Here is a 14132-nt window from a genome sequence, read left to right as displayed (position 1 = left end):
CGGTCCCGGTGTACCGCGGGGTCGCGGTTCCGGTTCACCGCGGGGTCGCGGTTCCGCGGGGTCGCGGCCCCGGTTCACCGCGGGGTCGCGGTCCCGGCGGTACCGCGGGATCGCGGTCGCCAGGCCCACAGGCCAGGGCCGCCATCCGGCCCCCAGGCCAGGGTCGTTATCGAGCCAACAGGTCACGGTCGTCAACAAGCCCACGGATCATGGTCCTCACCGGCACACCGGGTGAGGACCGCGCTCCCGTTGGAGCCCGTGGCGCGATCAGCCCACCGAGGAGTACGCCACCACGCCCCGCAGCAGCCCGTCGACCGCCCGGCGAGCGTTTCTGCGGACCGGACTGCCGTCCGGGGCGGCTTCCGCGATCTGGCCGAGCACATCGATGACCTGTTTGCTCCAGCGCACGAAGTCACCGGCGGGCATGTCCGCCTCGCGCAGCACCGAGTCGAGGCTGTGCCCGGTCGCCCAGCGGTAGGCCTGCCACGCAAAGCCCAGATCGGGCTCGCGCTGGCCGACGCCCTCCGCCTGGTTGATGCGGTGTTCCTCCTCCTTCGCGTCCAACCGGCCCCAGATATGGATCATTTCGCCGAGCGCCTCCTGGGCGTTGCCGGTCGGCAGCTTCGGCGGCATGGCGTCGTCGGCGGCCCTGGCCTCATAGACCAGCGCCGACGCGCACGCCGCCAACTCCGCGGGCTTCAGGGCGTCCCAGACACCCTCGCGCAGACACTCGGCCGCCAGCAGATCCAACTCGCCGTACAGCCGGGCCAGTCGACGGCCGTGCTCGGTGACCTCGTCCCCCCGGAGATACCCGAGGTCGGACAGCAGGGCGTACACCCGGTCGAAGGTCCGGGCGATGGTGTTCGTGCGTCCCTCGATCCGCCGCTCCAGCTGGCGGGTGTCGCGCTGCAGCCGCTGGTAGCGCTCGGCCCAGCGGGCGTGGTCCTCGCGGTCGTCGCAGCCATGGCAGGGGTGGGCGCGGATCTCGGCGCGCAGCCGGGCGATCTCCTGGTCGTCGGCCGCCGCCGAGCGCTGCTTGCGGTGTCGTTCGGGGGTGACGTGCCCGGCCTTGCTCCGCAGTGCGGAGGCGAGGTCGCGCCGGGACTGCGGGCTGCGCGGATTGAAGGACTTGGGGACCCGCATCCGCCCCAGCGGCTCGACCGGCACGGGGAAGTCCATCGCGGCCAGCCGCTTCACCTGGCGCTCGGCGGTGAGTACGAGGGGCCGCGGGCCGTCGTGGTGCTCGAAGCCCCGGTGGCCGTTGGCACGCCCGGCGGGCAACCCGGGATCCAGCACCAGCGCCAGGCCCGCGTACTTGCCCGTCGGGACGTGGATGATGTCCCCGGGCTTGAGCTTCTCCAGGGCGACCGCCGCGGCGGCCCGCCGCTGGGCCGCGCCCTGCTTGGCGAGCTCGGTCTCACGGTCCTTCAACTGACGGCGCAGCTGGGCGTATTCCTCGAAGTCGCCCAAGTGGCAGGTCATGGAGGAGCGGTAACCCTCCAGGCCCTCCTCGTTCTTCTGCACCTGACGGGAGATCCCCACGACCGACCGGTCGGCCTGGAACTGCGCGAAGGACGTCTCCAGCAGCTCGCGGGAGCGGTGCCGCCCGAACTGGTGCACAAGGTTGACCGCCATGTTGTACGACGGCTTGAAGGAGGAGCGCAGCGGATAGGTGCGGGTCCCGGCGAGACCGGCGACCGCCCCCGGGTCCATGCCGCGCTGCCACAGCACCACCGCATGGCCCTCGACGTCGATGCCGCGACGCCCGGCCCGGCCGGTGAGCTGGGTGTACTCGCCGGGCGTGACATCGGCGTGCTGCTCGCCGTTCCACTTGACCAGCTTCTCCAACACCACCGACCGCGCGGGCATGTTGATGCCCAGGGCCAGGGTCTCGGTGGCGAACACCGCCTTGACCAGGCCGCGGACGAAGAGCTCCTCGACGATCTCCTTGAACGTCGGCAGCATCCCGGCGTGATGCGCGGCGATACCCCGCTCCAGGCCCTCCAGCCATTCGAAGTAGCCCAGGACCTGCAGGTCTTCGTCCGGGATTCCGGAGGTGCGCTCCTCGACGATGCTCCGCACCTCGGCACGCGCCGACTCGTCGTTGAGCCGCAGGCCCGCGTGCAGACACTGCTGTACGGCCGCCTCGCAGCCCGCCCGGCTGAAGATGAAGGTGATCGCGGGCAGCAGGCCTTCGGCGTCCAGCCGGTCGATGACCTCGACCCGGCTGGGCGTCCAGATTCTGCTCCGCTGGCGGCGCTCGCGCTCGCGGTCCGCCTCCCGCACCTGCTTGCCGCGGCGGCGCTCCCGGGGGTTGTACGTCCGGCTGTTCTCCATCCGCGCCAGCCGTACGAGGTCGGGGTTGACCTCCAGTTTGCCGCTGTCCTTCTCCTCGAAGAGGTCGTACATCCGCCGGCCCGCGAGGACGTGCTGCCACAGCGGGACGGGCCGGTGCTCGGAGACGATCACTTCGGTGTCGCCACGCACGGTGTCCAGCCAGTCACCGAACTCCTCGGCGTTGGAGACCGTGGCCGACAGGGAGACGAGGGTCACCGACTCCGGGAGGTGGATGATGACCTCCTCCCAGACGGCGCCGCGGAAGCGGTCGGAGAGGTAGTGCACCTCGTCCATGACCACATGTCCCAGGCCGTTCAACGACTGTGAGCCCGCGTAGAGCATGTTGCGCAGCACCTCGGTGGTCATCACGATCACCGGGGCTTCGGAGTTGATGCTGTTGTCCCCCGTCAGCAGACCGACCTTCCCGGGGCCGTAGCGCTTGACGAGGTCGTTGTACTTCTGGTTCGACAGGGCCTTGATCGGCGTGGTGTAGAAGCACTTACGGCCCTGAGTGAGGGCCAGATGGACGGCGAACTCGCCGACGATCGTCTTGCCGGAGCCGGTGGGAGCGGCTACCAGCACACCTTTTCCGGCCTCCAGGGCCTGGCATGCCTCGATCTGGAAGGGGTCCAGCTCGAAGTCGTACATCTCACGGAAGGGGGCGAGCGCGGTGGTCTGCTCGGCGGCTCGGGTCCGAGCCGCTGCGTACCGCTCAGCAGGGGACATGTCGTCGGTCATCGTGTGTACGAGCCTACCGGCCACCTCTGACAGAGCACGCGATCTTTATGTGGAGGACCGGGCAGCTGTACGGCCCGGGCGGCGCGCACTCCGTCCGGGGAGCCGCGGCCGTGCCGTTGGAGCGGCAGTCCGCCGTCCGGGCGCGGTCGTCGCCGGTGCCGCGGGTGTACGGGCGGGTGCCCGCCCCGTACGGCCTCCCTGTCCCGGGCGGACCGGCGTCTCAATAAGGAGAGAGGGCGGTCCGGAGCACCGGGCCGCCCTCCACCGCCGTCCGCGGTTGCCGCGTCAGCGTCAGGTCACGTCCTCGAGTCCACCGCGGCGGCCGTCCTCGCCGGACGCCTGGTCGGGGAGCATGGGGGAGGCGGAGACAGGCTCGATCGCTTCCACCGTCTCAGGGGTGTGGTCGAGCACCGACGCCTCGTCGTCGTCCAGCCCGGCGTAGGGGTTGCCGCGGCTGCGGCGCCGGTCGTTGAGGAGCGAGATGCCCACGGCGGCGTAGTAGAGCACCACGATCGGCGCGGCCAGCGCCAGCATCGTCATCGGATCGCCCGTCGGGGTGGCGACTGCCGAGAAGACGGTGATGCACATGATCATCCAGCGCCACCAGCCGAGCATCCTGCGGCCGGAGATCACGCCGCCCAGGTTCAGCAGGACCAGCAGCAGGGGCAGCTCGAAGGCCAGACCGAAGACGATGACCAGCCGGGTGACGATGTCGAGGTAGTCGTCGAGCTTGACGAGGTTGCTGATGCCCAGGCCGTCCGGGGTCAGCCCGATGAGGGCGGCAGCGCTGGTCGGCAGGATCAGATAGGCGAAGTACCCGCCCGCGAGGAAGAGCGGAATGCCCGCGCCGACGAAGCTGAGGGCGTACTTCTTCTCGTTCCTGTGCAGGCCGGGCGCGAGGAAGGCCCAGAGCTGGTACAGCCAGACGGGACACGCCAGGACCACACCGGTCATCAGCGCGACCTTGATCATGATGGTGAAGGGGCCGAGCAGACCGTCGATGGTCAGCTGCGCGCAGTTGTCACCCTGGTCGGCGATCTCCTTGAAACTCGCCGTACAGCCGACCGATTCTCGGATCGGCGCCGTGAGGAAGTCCGCGATCGGCTCATAGTAGAAAGCCGCGACAAGGGTGATGGCGACGACCGCCAGCACCGACTTCACCAGGCGGTTGCGCAGCTCACGCAGATGCTCGGCGAGGGGCATCCGCCCCTCTGGGTCCTTCTCCTGTTTGCGGGCAGACTTCAGCAACCCACGTTCCTCGTCTCGTGCGGCCGCCGTCGGCGGCGGCCGGGTAGGGCTCGGGTGACCGGTGTCAGCTCTGCGTGGTCGGGTTCGGCTCGGTCACCGGACGCGAGCTCGTCACATCGCCGGGCGCGGCCTGGATCGTACGCGGGGCGGACTGCTGCTGGGCCTGGTCGGCAGAGGTGGAGCCGTTGGCCGAGGAGTCGTCGTCCTTCTTCATCGCCTTCGCCTCGCTCTTCAGGATGCGAGCCGACTTACCCAGGGAACGGGCCATGTCAGGAAGCTTCTTGGCACCGAACAACAGCAGGATGACAGCGATGATCAGGACGATCTCGAGGGGCTTCAGATTGCCGATCATGTGTGACTACCTTCTCACCGAGGCGGCATGGGTGGGGCTGACTGCCCGAACGGTCGGAAGTGTGTCCGACCGTCCGTGCTGGCAGCGATCGTAACGCGCAGGGATGAACGCGGGGCAATCCCTCTGCATACGCCCGGTAGCGACCCCCGCCTCGCCTCTCGGGCCGCCCCGTGAAGCGTACCGTCCGGACCTGTGAGGCCGGAGAGCACATCTGGCCCACCGGGCGTAGCCCGCCGGGCGCCGGCCCGGGAGCGCGGGTTCACCGGCCCTGTGAGCGCGGTTCAGTCGCGCTGCAGGTCCCTGGCCTTCGAGGCGAGCGGTACGGCGGCCCTTTCGAGGTCCTCCGAGGCTCGCGTGATCTGCTCCGAACTGTCCGCCACCTGCCGCGCCAGCCGTCGCACTTCCGCCCAGACCCGGATCCCGAGCACACCGAGTACGGCGATTCCGCAGAAGGCGAGGGCGACAGCGAGCATGGGCCAGAACATGGAAGGAGCCTAGTGGAGCGCCGCGGGCGTACGGCGCGCAGGAGCCCGGTGCGAACGTGGTGTCAGGGGAGGCTGCGGCTGAGGGAGGTTTCCGTGGGGCGGGCGGCGGAGGGCGCCCGGCGGGACGGCGGCCGAGGTGAGCGCGTCGCCCGAGGTCACGTCGAGTGCACCCGGAGGGTCCGGACGCCGCCGCCCGTCAGCAGCTCCACGATCCGCTCCCCCGCCGGTTTACGGACGGTGGAACCGCAGTCGGGACAGGTGAAGGAGTAGAAGGTGGTGCGCCGGCTGACTCCGATGGCCAAGCGGAAGGCGTCCGAGGCCAGTTCGAACCGGCCCCGGCAGTCGGGGCAGGCGGCCTTGAAGACGACCGTGCCGGGCGCTGCGGGAATCATCTACGTCCGCCCCCTCACTCACCGTAGGCCGCGAGTGCTTCGCGAGCCGCCTGCCGTGCGCTGTCCGCGAGGTCCTGCGGGGAGACGATGCGGCCGTCCCCGCCGAGCCGCAGCGCGAGGCGGCGCAGCGACGCGGGGTCGGGGGTGCGGAGGGTGATCCGCAGACCACCGTCGGGCCGTTCCTCCGCGCTGTCGTGCGGGTAGTACTCGGCGACCCAGCGCCCGCCGGGGCCGACCTCGACAACGACCTCCGGGTCCTCGGCGCTGGGATGGACCAGCCCTTCGGACAGGTCACGCAGCTCGACGGGCGGAGGGTCGGCCGGCTCGTCGAGCAGCCGGATCTCGGCCACCCGACCGAGCCAGAAGGTGCGCCGGGCCTCGGAGAGCCGGCACCAGGCCTCGAAATAGGTGTGGCCGACGGCGAAGAGCCGGATGGGATCGACCTCTCGTTCGGTCAGCTCGTCGCGGGCGGGCGAGTAGTAGCGCAGCCACAGCCGCCGGCGCTCCGAGATGGCCCGGTCGACCTCGGCGAAGACGCCCCCCTCGGATTCGAAGGTCACCGAGAGCCGGGAGCTGGCGCCCGCGGCCTCACCGGCCGCCGCCTCCAGCTTGGCGGTGGCGCGCAGCAGCGCCTGCCGGTCGCCCTCCCGGAGTCCGGGGAGGGTGGACACGGCGCGGGCGGCGACGAGGAGGGCGGTGGCCTCGTCGGCGGCGAGGCGCAGCGGCTCGGCGACATCGTCGGGGTTGTGCCACCAGATGCGGTCGCCGTCCGTGTCGATGTCCAGGAGGTCGCCGCCGCGGAAGCTGGTGCCGCACATCGGGAGCACGTCGAGGTCGGCGATGAGCTCGTCGTCGGTGATGCCGAAGGCCCGGGCGACGTCGCCCACCCGGGCGCCGGGACGCTCGCGCAGATACGTCACCAGGGAGAGCATCCGGCGGGTCTGGTCGATCGCGTTGGTAGCCATGAGTCTTCCGCGTGTCCTTCTCAGCCCTTGGCCACGGCGCGCAGCCGGTCCACCACGTCGGCCCGCAGCTCGGCGGGTTCCAGTACGACCACGTCCGGCCCGAACTCCACGAGCCAGGCGTCGAGTCCATGCCCGTAGGGGATCTCGAGTTCGTCCCAGCCGTCGTCGCCCGCGCGGGTCGAGAGCGCCCGGGCACGGAGCGGGTAGCCGGCGTCGGCGCGCAGCCGGATACGGGCGGTGCCGGTCGCGGTCTCGCCCGCCCAGCTCTCGACGGTTTCGCGCACGGTGACGTGGTCGGGCACGTCGGCGGTGAAGGCCGCGGCCCGGGAGCGCACCCTGCCGGTGATCCGGGAGAGCCGGAAGACGCGCTCGGCCCCCCGGTCGCGGTCCCAGCCCGCGAGATACCAGTGGCCGCGCCAGCATTCGAGGGTCCACGGCTCGACATGCCGGGTCTCGGGGCGGGCGGCCGTGGCCTTGCGGTAGTCGAAGACGACGGGGCGGCGGTCGCGGCAGGCGAGCATCAGCGGTTCGAAGGCGGCCTCGTGCGCCGGGATCCGGGGCTCGAGGGCGCTGTGGATCTCGTACGGGTCCTCGGCGAGCGGCATCCCGGCCGCGCGCAGCTTCTGCAGGGCGCCGCTGGCGGCTCCGGCGAGCCGGGCCTGCTGCCAGACCTTGGCGGCGAGGCCCAGCGCGGCGGCCTCCTCGGCGTCGAGGGCGACGGGCGGGAGCCGGTTGCTGTCGCGGCGGGCGAGGTATCCGGTGTCGCCCTCGAGACCTTCGACGGTCTCGATCACCAGGCCGAGCTCCCGCAGATCGTCCTTGTCCCGCTCGAACATCCGGTTGAAGGCGTCATCGCTTCCGGCGTCGATGTACGCCTCGATCGAGGCGCGCAGCTCGCGCTTGCTGAGCGGGCGCCTGGTCCCGAGCAGGCACAGCGCCAGGTTCATCAGCCGCTCCGCCTTGGCAATGGCCATCGACGCCCTCTCTCGTTGTTCTTCCGCACCGATGACCGTACCGGTCCGAGGACCCGTGGCAAAAGCGAAGAGGCCCTGCGATCCAGGGTCCTGCGGTGCCGGACCCTGCGGTCCTGTGGTGCTGCCCGGCCGGGGCGCGGAGTCGGTTCCGGCATCACCGGAAGACGGCCGCCCGCCGTGCGGCCCTCCGTCACACTTGCCTCGGCGTGACCGCAACGCATGACCCGGCCGTGGGCCCATGGGGCGGGCAGCTTCCGCTTCCGCGCAACGGCTGAGAGCTCCGCGTCCGGCACCTCCCGGCGCCCCACGCCATCCCAGGTCCCCCTCCGATACCTTGCGGCACCTCCCCGCACCCCCTGCCATCGGCAGGGCCCCCAGCTGGCGGAATGCGAGGAGCCTCCCGGCCTTCGGCAGGGGCCCCGGAGGCCACGTGTGCCCCCGCCCTCGCCGGCGTTCCCCGCACCTCGCATCCGCACCCGGCCGCCCCGGGCCGCCCGCCCTGCGGCGGACGGCGCCGCGTGGCCGACAGGGCTCCGCCCCCGGCGGGACCGGCGCGCGTCAACGCACCGGTCCCGGCCGGGGGCGGAAGGGGCCCATCGAGGGCCCGCGCCGTGCGGCACGGGGCCCTCATACGGTGAGGGGCGGCCGTATCAGACGGAGACGAGGTCGCAGACGAAGATCAGCGTCTCGCCCGGCTTGATCCGGCCGCCGCCGGCACCACGGTCGCCGTACGCGAGGTGGGCGGGGATGGTCAGCTGACGGCGCCCGCCGACCTTCATGCCCTGCACACCCTGGTCCCAGCCGGGGATGACCTGCCCGATGCCCAGCTGGAACTGGAGCGGGGTGCCCCGGTTCCAGCTCGCGTCGAACTCCTCGCCGGTGCTGAAGGACACGCCCACGTAGTGCACGGAGACGGTGTCGCCGGCCTTGGCGACCGGGCCGTCGCCCTCCCAGATGTCCTTGATCTCGAGGTCGGCCGGGGGCTCGCCGCCCGGGAAGTCGATCTCGGGCTTCTCGATGCTCACTGCGGTGCTCCTACGAATGGATCTTGTCGGAATCGGTCCCAGTCTCGCAGACGGCGATCACACGGTCCCGACGATGTCGACCGAGAACACCAGGGTGTTCTTGGCCAGCGGGCTCTGCGGCTGGCTGCCGTAGCCCAGCTTCGGCGGGATGACCATCACGACACGGTCCCCGACGTTCTTGCCGACCAGAGCCTTGTCCCAGCCCTGGACGACCGAGCCGGTGCCGATCTGGAACGCGGTGGCGCCGCCGTGGTCCCAGGAGGAGTCGAACTTCTTGCCATCCTCCCACTTCACACCGGTGTACTGAACGACCAGGCCGTCGCCGGCCTTGATCTTCTGCCCCTTGCCCTTGATCAGGACTTGCTCCTTGAGCTCCTTCGGCGGCTTCTCACCCTTGGGAACGGTGATGACGGCCGCCTTCTGCGGCTCGGACTTCACCGTGGGCATCCCGGGCTCGGGCGCCGCCTGCTCGCCCTTGACCTCGGACTTCTTGCCCACCTTCTTGGCAGCCGCGATGTCGACGACCCAGACCAGGCCGTCCGCCGGCTTGATACCGGCCTGCGGGTTCAGCTGCTTGCCGATCAGCGCCTTCGCCGTGCCCTCCACCTCGACACGGCTGCCGACCTCCTGTCCGACGAGCGAGTCGAGCACCTTCGTCGGCAGCGTCTGGCTGGGCTGGCCCAGTTCCTGGACGACCTGGGTACGCGGGGCGTTGGGGTCTGCGCCGGGGCGCTTGGCCCAGGTGTTGCCGAGGTCCTGACCGCCCTTGAAGGTCTCCCCGGCGAAGTCCAGGCGTACGAAATCGCCCTTCTCCACCGTGGCGCCCTTGCCCTTGGCGACCGTCTTCACGACGACTTTGTCGGATGCCTTGGCGTCCTTGGGCACGGAGATCTCGGGCTTCTGCCCGGGCTTGCCCTCCACCGTGACCACCGAGGCGTCCGACGAGCCACTGTCGTCGGACCCGCACGCAGCGGTGAGCAGCAGGACGGGAGCGGCCAGCGCCGCGGCGAAACGGCGGGCGGCCTTCGTGGAGGAACGGCGGTACGGGGGTCGTCCCCCAAGAGATTTCAGCATCGGTCCAACTCGGCTAGGGGAGAGTGCGGGCAGTGCCCGCCACTCTACGACCTGTATCCGAGCGGACCGTGGCGACTGACACGGACGCGCGCCGGAGTCCGATGGCTCCGGCGCGCGTTTCTGCCCGTACGCGGCCTCACATTCCGGCGATCAGCTTCTCCACACGGTCGTCCACCGACCGGAAGGGGTCCTTGCACAGCACGGTGCGCTGCGCCTGGTCGTTGAGCTTCAGATGCACCCAGTCGACGGTGAAGTCGCGGCGCTGCTCCTGGGCGCGGCGGATGAAGTCGCCGCGCAACCGGGCCCGGGTGGTCTGCGGCGGCACCGACTTGCCCTCGAAGATTTTCAAGTCGTTGCACACCCGGGCCGCTTGGCCGCGCTTCTCCAGCAGGTAGTAGAGGCCGCGGCGGCGGTGGATGTCGTGGTACGCGAGGTCTATCTGGGCGACCCGCGGGTGCGACATGGTGATGTTGTTCTTGGTCCGGTAGCGCTCGATCAGCTTGTACTTCATCACCCAGTCGATCTCGGTGCCGATCCGGTCGAGCTCCTGGTCGCGGATGGCCTCGAGGGTGCGGCCCCACAGCTCCAGGACCTGCTCGACCGTGCCCGTGACGATACCTCTGCGCTCGCAGAAGTCGACGGCCTTCTCGTAGTACTCCTGCTGGACCTCCAGGGCGGAGGCCTCACGTCCGCTGGCCAGGCGCACCTTGCGCTGCCCGGTGATGTCATGGCTGACCTCACGGATGGCCCGGATGGGGTTCTCCAGGGTGAGGTCGCGCATCACCGTGCCCGCCTCGATCATGCGCAGCACCAGGTCGGTGGCGCCGACCTTGAGCAGCATCGTCGTCTCGGACATGTTGGAGTCACCGACGATGACATGGAGCCGTCGGTAGCGCTCGGCGTCGGCGTGCGGCTCGTCGCGGGTATTGATGATCGGCCGGGAGCGGGTGGTCGCCGAGCTGACGCCCTCCCAGATGTGCTCGGCGCGCTGGCTGACGCAGTAGACCGCGCCTCGCGGGGTCTGCAGCACCTTGCCCGCCCCGCACAGCAGCTGCCGGGTGACGAGGAACGGGATGAGGATGTCCGCGAGCCGGGAGAACTCCCCGTGCCGGGCCACGAGGTAGTTCTCGTGGCAGCCGTAGGAGTTGCCCGCCGAGTCGGTGTTGTTCTTGAAGAGATAGACGTCGCCCGCGATTCCCTCCTCGTGCAGGCGGCGTTCGGCGTCGACGAGCAGGCCTTCGAGGATGCGCTCGCCCGCCTTGTCGTGGGTGACCAGCTCGGTCACGTTGTCGCACTCGGGAGTTGCGTATTCGGGGTGCGAGCCCACGTCGAGATAGAGGCGGGCACCGTTGCGCAGGAAGACATTGCTGCTGCGGCCCCAGGAAACAACACGGCGGAAGAGGTAGCGCGCCACTTCGTCAGGTGACAGTCGGCGCTGTCCCCTGAACGTGCACGTGACGCCGTACTCGTTCTCCAGCCCGAAGATGCGGCGGTCCATGACTGAACATTACGCCTGATGGCCTGCTCTGAAACCGGGTTCGACAGCACCGTTTCGATCATTTTCTGCTTGCGCTTCACCATCCCGCGCCTGCGCGGGAGCTGCGAGGACCCGCTGGGTGGCGAGGAGGACGAGCAGCGCGGCGAGCCCGCCCGCCCCGGCGACGGAGAAGCCCGCGGCGATCCCGCTGTGCTCGACGGCGGGTCCGGCGACGGCCGTTCCGGCGGACGCTCCGACGGTGAACGTCGTCACCAGCCAGGAGAAGGCCTCGGTCACCGTCCCCCGCGGCGCATGCCGGTCGACGACGACGAACGCGCAGGCGAGAGCGGGTGCGAGGAAGACCCCGGACAGCGTGGCCAGCACGGTCATGCCGGTGACGCCGGGAGTCAGGGTGAGCGGCAGATAACCGAGCGCGAGCAGCCCGACGAGCACCCTGAGGCGGCTCTCGGGCCGCCCGGGCCACTGCCGGGCGCCGTAGAGCACGCCCCCCGCGAGGGCGCCGAAACCCAGGGCGGCCATCAGGACGCCGTACACCGCGTCCTCGCCCAGCGCCTCGGAGTACGCGAGGGCGGCGACCGTGATCGAGCCGAGCGCGAGGCCGACGAAGAAGAACGAGCCGAGCAGGGAAAGAAGCCCGGGCGAGCGGAGAGCGCCGAGCCAGTGGGCCTCGCGCGGCGCGGAGCGCCAGGCCCGGGACGGCTCGGAGACGACGACGGACAGGGCCCCCAGAACGCCCAGGGCATTGATGACCAGCAGGGCGGCCGCCTCGGACCAGACGGCGACGGAGAGCGTGACCAGCAGCGGGCCGACGGTGAATATCACCTCCTGCGCCACGGCGTCGAGCGCGTACGCGGTGTGCACCTGGTCGTCCCGGCCCAGAACGCTCGGCCACAGGGCCCGCAGCCCGCCTTCGAGCGGCGGAGTGAAGAGTCCGGCGACCAGCATGGCGGCGTATGCCACCGGGAGCGGCTCCAGCCCGACGGCGACGAACAGGACCACACCCAGAGCGGACAGCACCGCGGCGGGGAAGATCACCCGAGGCTGGCCGTAGAGGTCGACCGCCCGGCCCAGCAAGGGCTGTCCCACGGCGGTCGCCAGCCCGTAGACGGCCGAGAGGACGCCGGCGAGGGTGTAGCTGCCGCCCTCCGCCCGGACGAAGAGCACGATGGCGATGGCGGCCACCGCGTTGGGCAGCCGTCCCACCAGCGTTCCCGCCAGGAGCCGGGCCGCGTGGCGCGTCCGGAGCAGTTCCGCGTAGCCCGCTGCCATCGTCCGCCCTTTCCTGCCCGGGAAGGGCGGAGGTTTTACGTATAACGTCGCCCGTCATACGTACCATGACCCGTATCCGCGGGTCCACCTGAATACCTGCGGTCGAGCGATGGGCGACGGCGGAGGCACCCGTGACGAGAGCCAACGGCAGCGGCGCCCCGGGGCACCGGCCGGACCGCCGGACGGCCGGGCCCGGCGAGCGTTCCGCGGCGGCCGGGGCGGGCGAGGCCCCGGCAGTGGCCCGGGGCGGGGTGGACGAGACCTCCGCGGCGGCCGGGGCTGCCGCCGGCCCGTCGCCGGCCGTCGGCCGGGACCCGGGCGGAGAGAGCCCCGCGCGCGCCCCCGACCGCCCCCCGCGGGCGGAGCCCGGGCGCTCGGAGCCCCGGCGCTCGGGTGCGCGCCGGGGGCGGGGCGTGCCGGCCGGACAACGCGGTACGACCGCCGGGCAGGCCGGGGACGCCCTCTCCCCGGCTCCGGTCGGGACCCGGGTGACCAGCCGCGATGTCGCCCGGGCCGCGGGAGTCTCGCAGGCCACGGTCTCACTGGTGCTCGGGGACAAGTGGCGTGGCCGGGTGTCCGAACGTACGGCCGGGGCGGTGCGGGAGACCGCCAGAGAGCTCGGGTACCGGCCCAATCTCGCGGCGCGCAGTCTGCGCCTCGGCCGGACCCGGACCGCCCTGCTGGTGGTGCCCGCCCTGACCAACGAGTTCTTCGCGCGGGTCCATACGGGGGCGTCCCGGGTCGCGGCCGAGCACGGATTCGGCGTGGTGATCTATCCGTCACCGGAGGGCATCGGCCCGGCCCGGGACCCCTTCGACTCGGCCCGGACCGCGCTGGACGGCGTGATCGCCTCCTCGATGGCCGCCGAGGCCCTCGCCGCGATGCGGGGCGGCGGGCTACCGCTGGTGATGCTCGACAGCGATCCGGCCGCCACCGATGCCGCGGCCACGGTGAACGTCGATATCACCGACGGTATGCGGCGGGTGACGGAGCATCTGCTGACCCTCGGCCACCGCCGATTCGTGCACCTCGCCTCCGCGGTGGACTCCTGGACCTTCCGGGTGCGGGCGACGGCGCTGGCCGAGGGGCTCCGGGGCGTGCCGGACGCGGTGGTGCGCACCGAGGCGGCGGCGCTGGAGGTGAACGCGGCGCGGCAGGCCGCGGAGCGGGCCCTGTCCGGCTCGGGGCCCAGGCCGACGGCCCTGGTGTGCGACGACGACATCCAGGCCGCGGGTGCCTGCAAGGCAGTACGGCGACTGGGCCTGCGTGTGCCGGAGGACGTGTCGGTGACCGGTTTCGACGACCTGGCTCTGGCGACATCGGTGGAGCCCGAGCTGACCACGGTACGGCTGCCGGCCGAGGATGTGGGGGCACGGGGCATGGCGACGCTGCTGGCCGTCCTTGAGGGCCGCCCCCCGGAGAGCGTGGCGCTGCCGGTGGAACTGATCGTCCGCGGCTCCACGGCCCCACCCCCGCCCTGAGAACCCGGCCCTGCCCGCCCCTGGGCCGGGCCCGTGCCGAGGCTTTCGGCCCTGCCCGGCACAGAGCACCACCGCGCCCTGAGGCCCCCCGATCCTGCCCGGCAGAAGGCACCCCTCCCGCCCCGAGGCCCCCGATCCAGCCCCCGAGGCGCCGACCGCGCGCTGAGGCTCCCGGTCCTGTCCAGCCCAGAGCCACCACCCCACCCTGAGGTTTCCGCCCCCGCCCGGTACGGGGCCCGGCCCGTGCCGAGGCTTTCGACCCTGCCCGGCACCGAGCACCACACCCACCCCCGG

At 71.4% G+C, this 14132-nt stretch carries 12 protein-coding genes; 1 reads left to right on the top strand and 11 read right to left on the bottom strand.

The annotated features are described in order from the left end of the window. Positions 1-267: 267 nt before the first annotated feature. From ACTWQE_RS31275 to ACTWQE_RS31225, 11 genes are all read right to left on the bottom strand, one after another. Complete coding sequence (locus ACTWQE_RS31275) at positions 268-3075, bottom strand: DEAD/DEAH box helicase (RefSeq protein WP_443332458.1); 2808 nt, start codon at positions 3073-3075, stop codon at positions 268-270. Between the two features lie 291 nt (positions 3076-3366). Further along, on the bottom strand, positions 3367-4323 hold the full coding sequence (gene tatC, locus ACTWQE_RS31270) for a twin-arginine translocase subunit TatC (RefSeq protein ID WP_443332457.1): 957 nt from the start codon (positions 4321-4323) through the stop codon (positions 3367-3369). Positions 4324-4387: 64 nt separating this feature from the next. After that, positions 4388-4675: a Sec-independent protein translocase subunit TatA gene (gene tatA / locus ACTWQE_RS31265; protein WP_443332456.1), complete on the bottom strand. Its 288-nt coding sequence runs from the start codon at positions 4673-4675 to the stop codon at positions 4388-4390. A gap of 281 nt (positions 4676-4956) precedes the next feature. After that, entirely contained in the window at positions 4957-5160 is a 204-nt protein-coding gene (locus ACTWQE_RS31260) for a hypothetical protein (protein WP_443332455.1), read from the bottom strand. Between the two features lie 155 nt (positions 5161-5315). Beyond that, positions 5316-5552, bottom strand: coding sequence for a hypothetical protein (locus ACTWQE_RS31255; RefSeq protein WP_443332454.1), 237 nt, complete (start codon positions 5550-5552; stop codon positions 5316-5318). A gap of 14 nt (positions 5553-5566) precedes the next feature. Further along, the gene (locus ACTWQE_RS31250) at positions 5567-6517 is read right to left on the bottom strand and encodes a helix-turn-helix transcriptional regulator (protein WP_443332453.1); all 951 of its coding nucleotides are present in this window, start codon (positions 6515-6517) and stop codon (positions 5567-5569) included. Between the two features lie 20 nt (positions 6518-6537). Next, entirely contained in the window at positions 6538-7491 is a 954-nt protein-coding gene (locus ACTWQE_RS31245; RefSeq protein ID WP_443332452.1) for a helix-turn-helix transcriptional regulator, read from the bottom strand. Positions 7492-8141: 650 nt separating this feature from the next. Further along, entirely contained in the window at positions 8142-8516 is a 375-nt protein-coding gene (locus tag ACTWQE_RS31240; RefSeq protein ID WP_443332451.1) for an FKBP-type peptidyl-prolyl cis-trans isomerase, read from the bottom strand. 57 nt (positions 8517-8573) lie between these two features. Next, a complete protein-coding gene (locus ACTWQE_RS31235; protein WP_443332450.1) occupies positions 8574-9590 on the bottom strand; it encodes an FKBP-type peptidyl-prolyl cis-trans isomerase in 1017 nt (338 codons plus the stop codon). A 136-nt stretch (positions 9591-9726) separates the two neighbouring features. Further along, a complete protein-coding gene (gene pafA, locus ACTWQE_RS31230; protein WP_443332449.1) occupies positions 9727-11088 on the bottom strand; it encodes a Pup--protein ligase in 1362 nt (453 codons plus the stop codon). A 9-nt stretch (positions 11089-11097) separates the two neighbouring features. Further along, positions 11098-12357 carry an MFS transporter gene (locus tag ACTWQE_RS31225; RefSeq protein WP_443332448.1) on the bottom strand — a complete coding sequence of 420 codons (1260 nt, stop codon included), beginning with the start codon at positions 12355-12357 and terminating at the stop codon, positions 11098-11100. Positions 12358-12845: 488 nt separating this feature from the next. Here ACTWQE_RS31225 and ACTWQE_RS31220 point away from each other — a divergent pair, with 488 nt between their 5' ends. Next, complete coding sequence (locus ACTWQE_RS31220) at positions 12846-13838, top strand: LacI family DNA-binding transcriptional regulator (RefSeq protein WP_443332459.1); 993 nt, start codon at positions 12846-12848, stop codon at positions 13836-13838. Positions 13839-14132: the final 294 nt, after the last annotated feature.

This window comes from Streptomyces sp. 8N706 (genome assembly GCF_052245415.1).
Taxonomy (GTDB): Bacteria; Actinomycetota; Actinomycetes; order Streptomycetales; family Streptomycetaceae; genus Streptomyces.
Note: the sequence above shows the minus strand (reverse complement) of the source record. Positions and strands in the feature narration are given on the sequence as shown.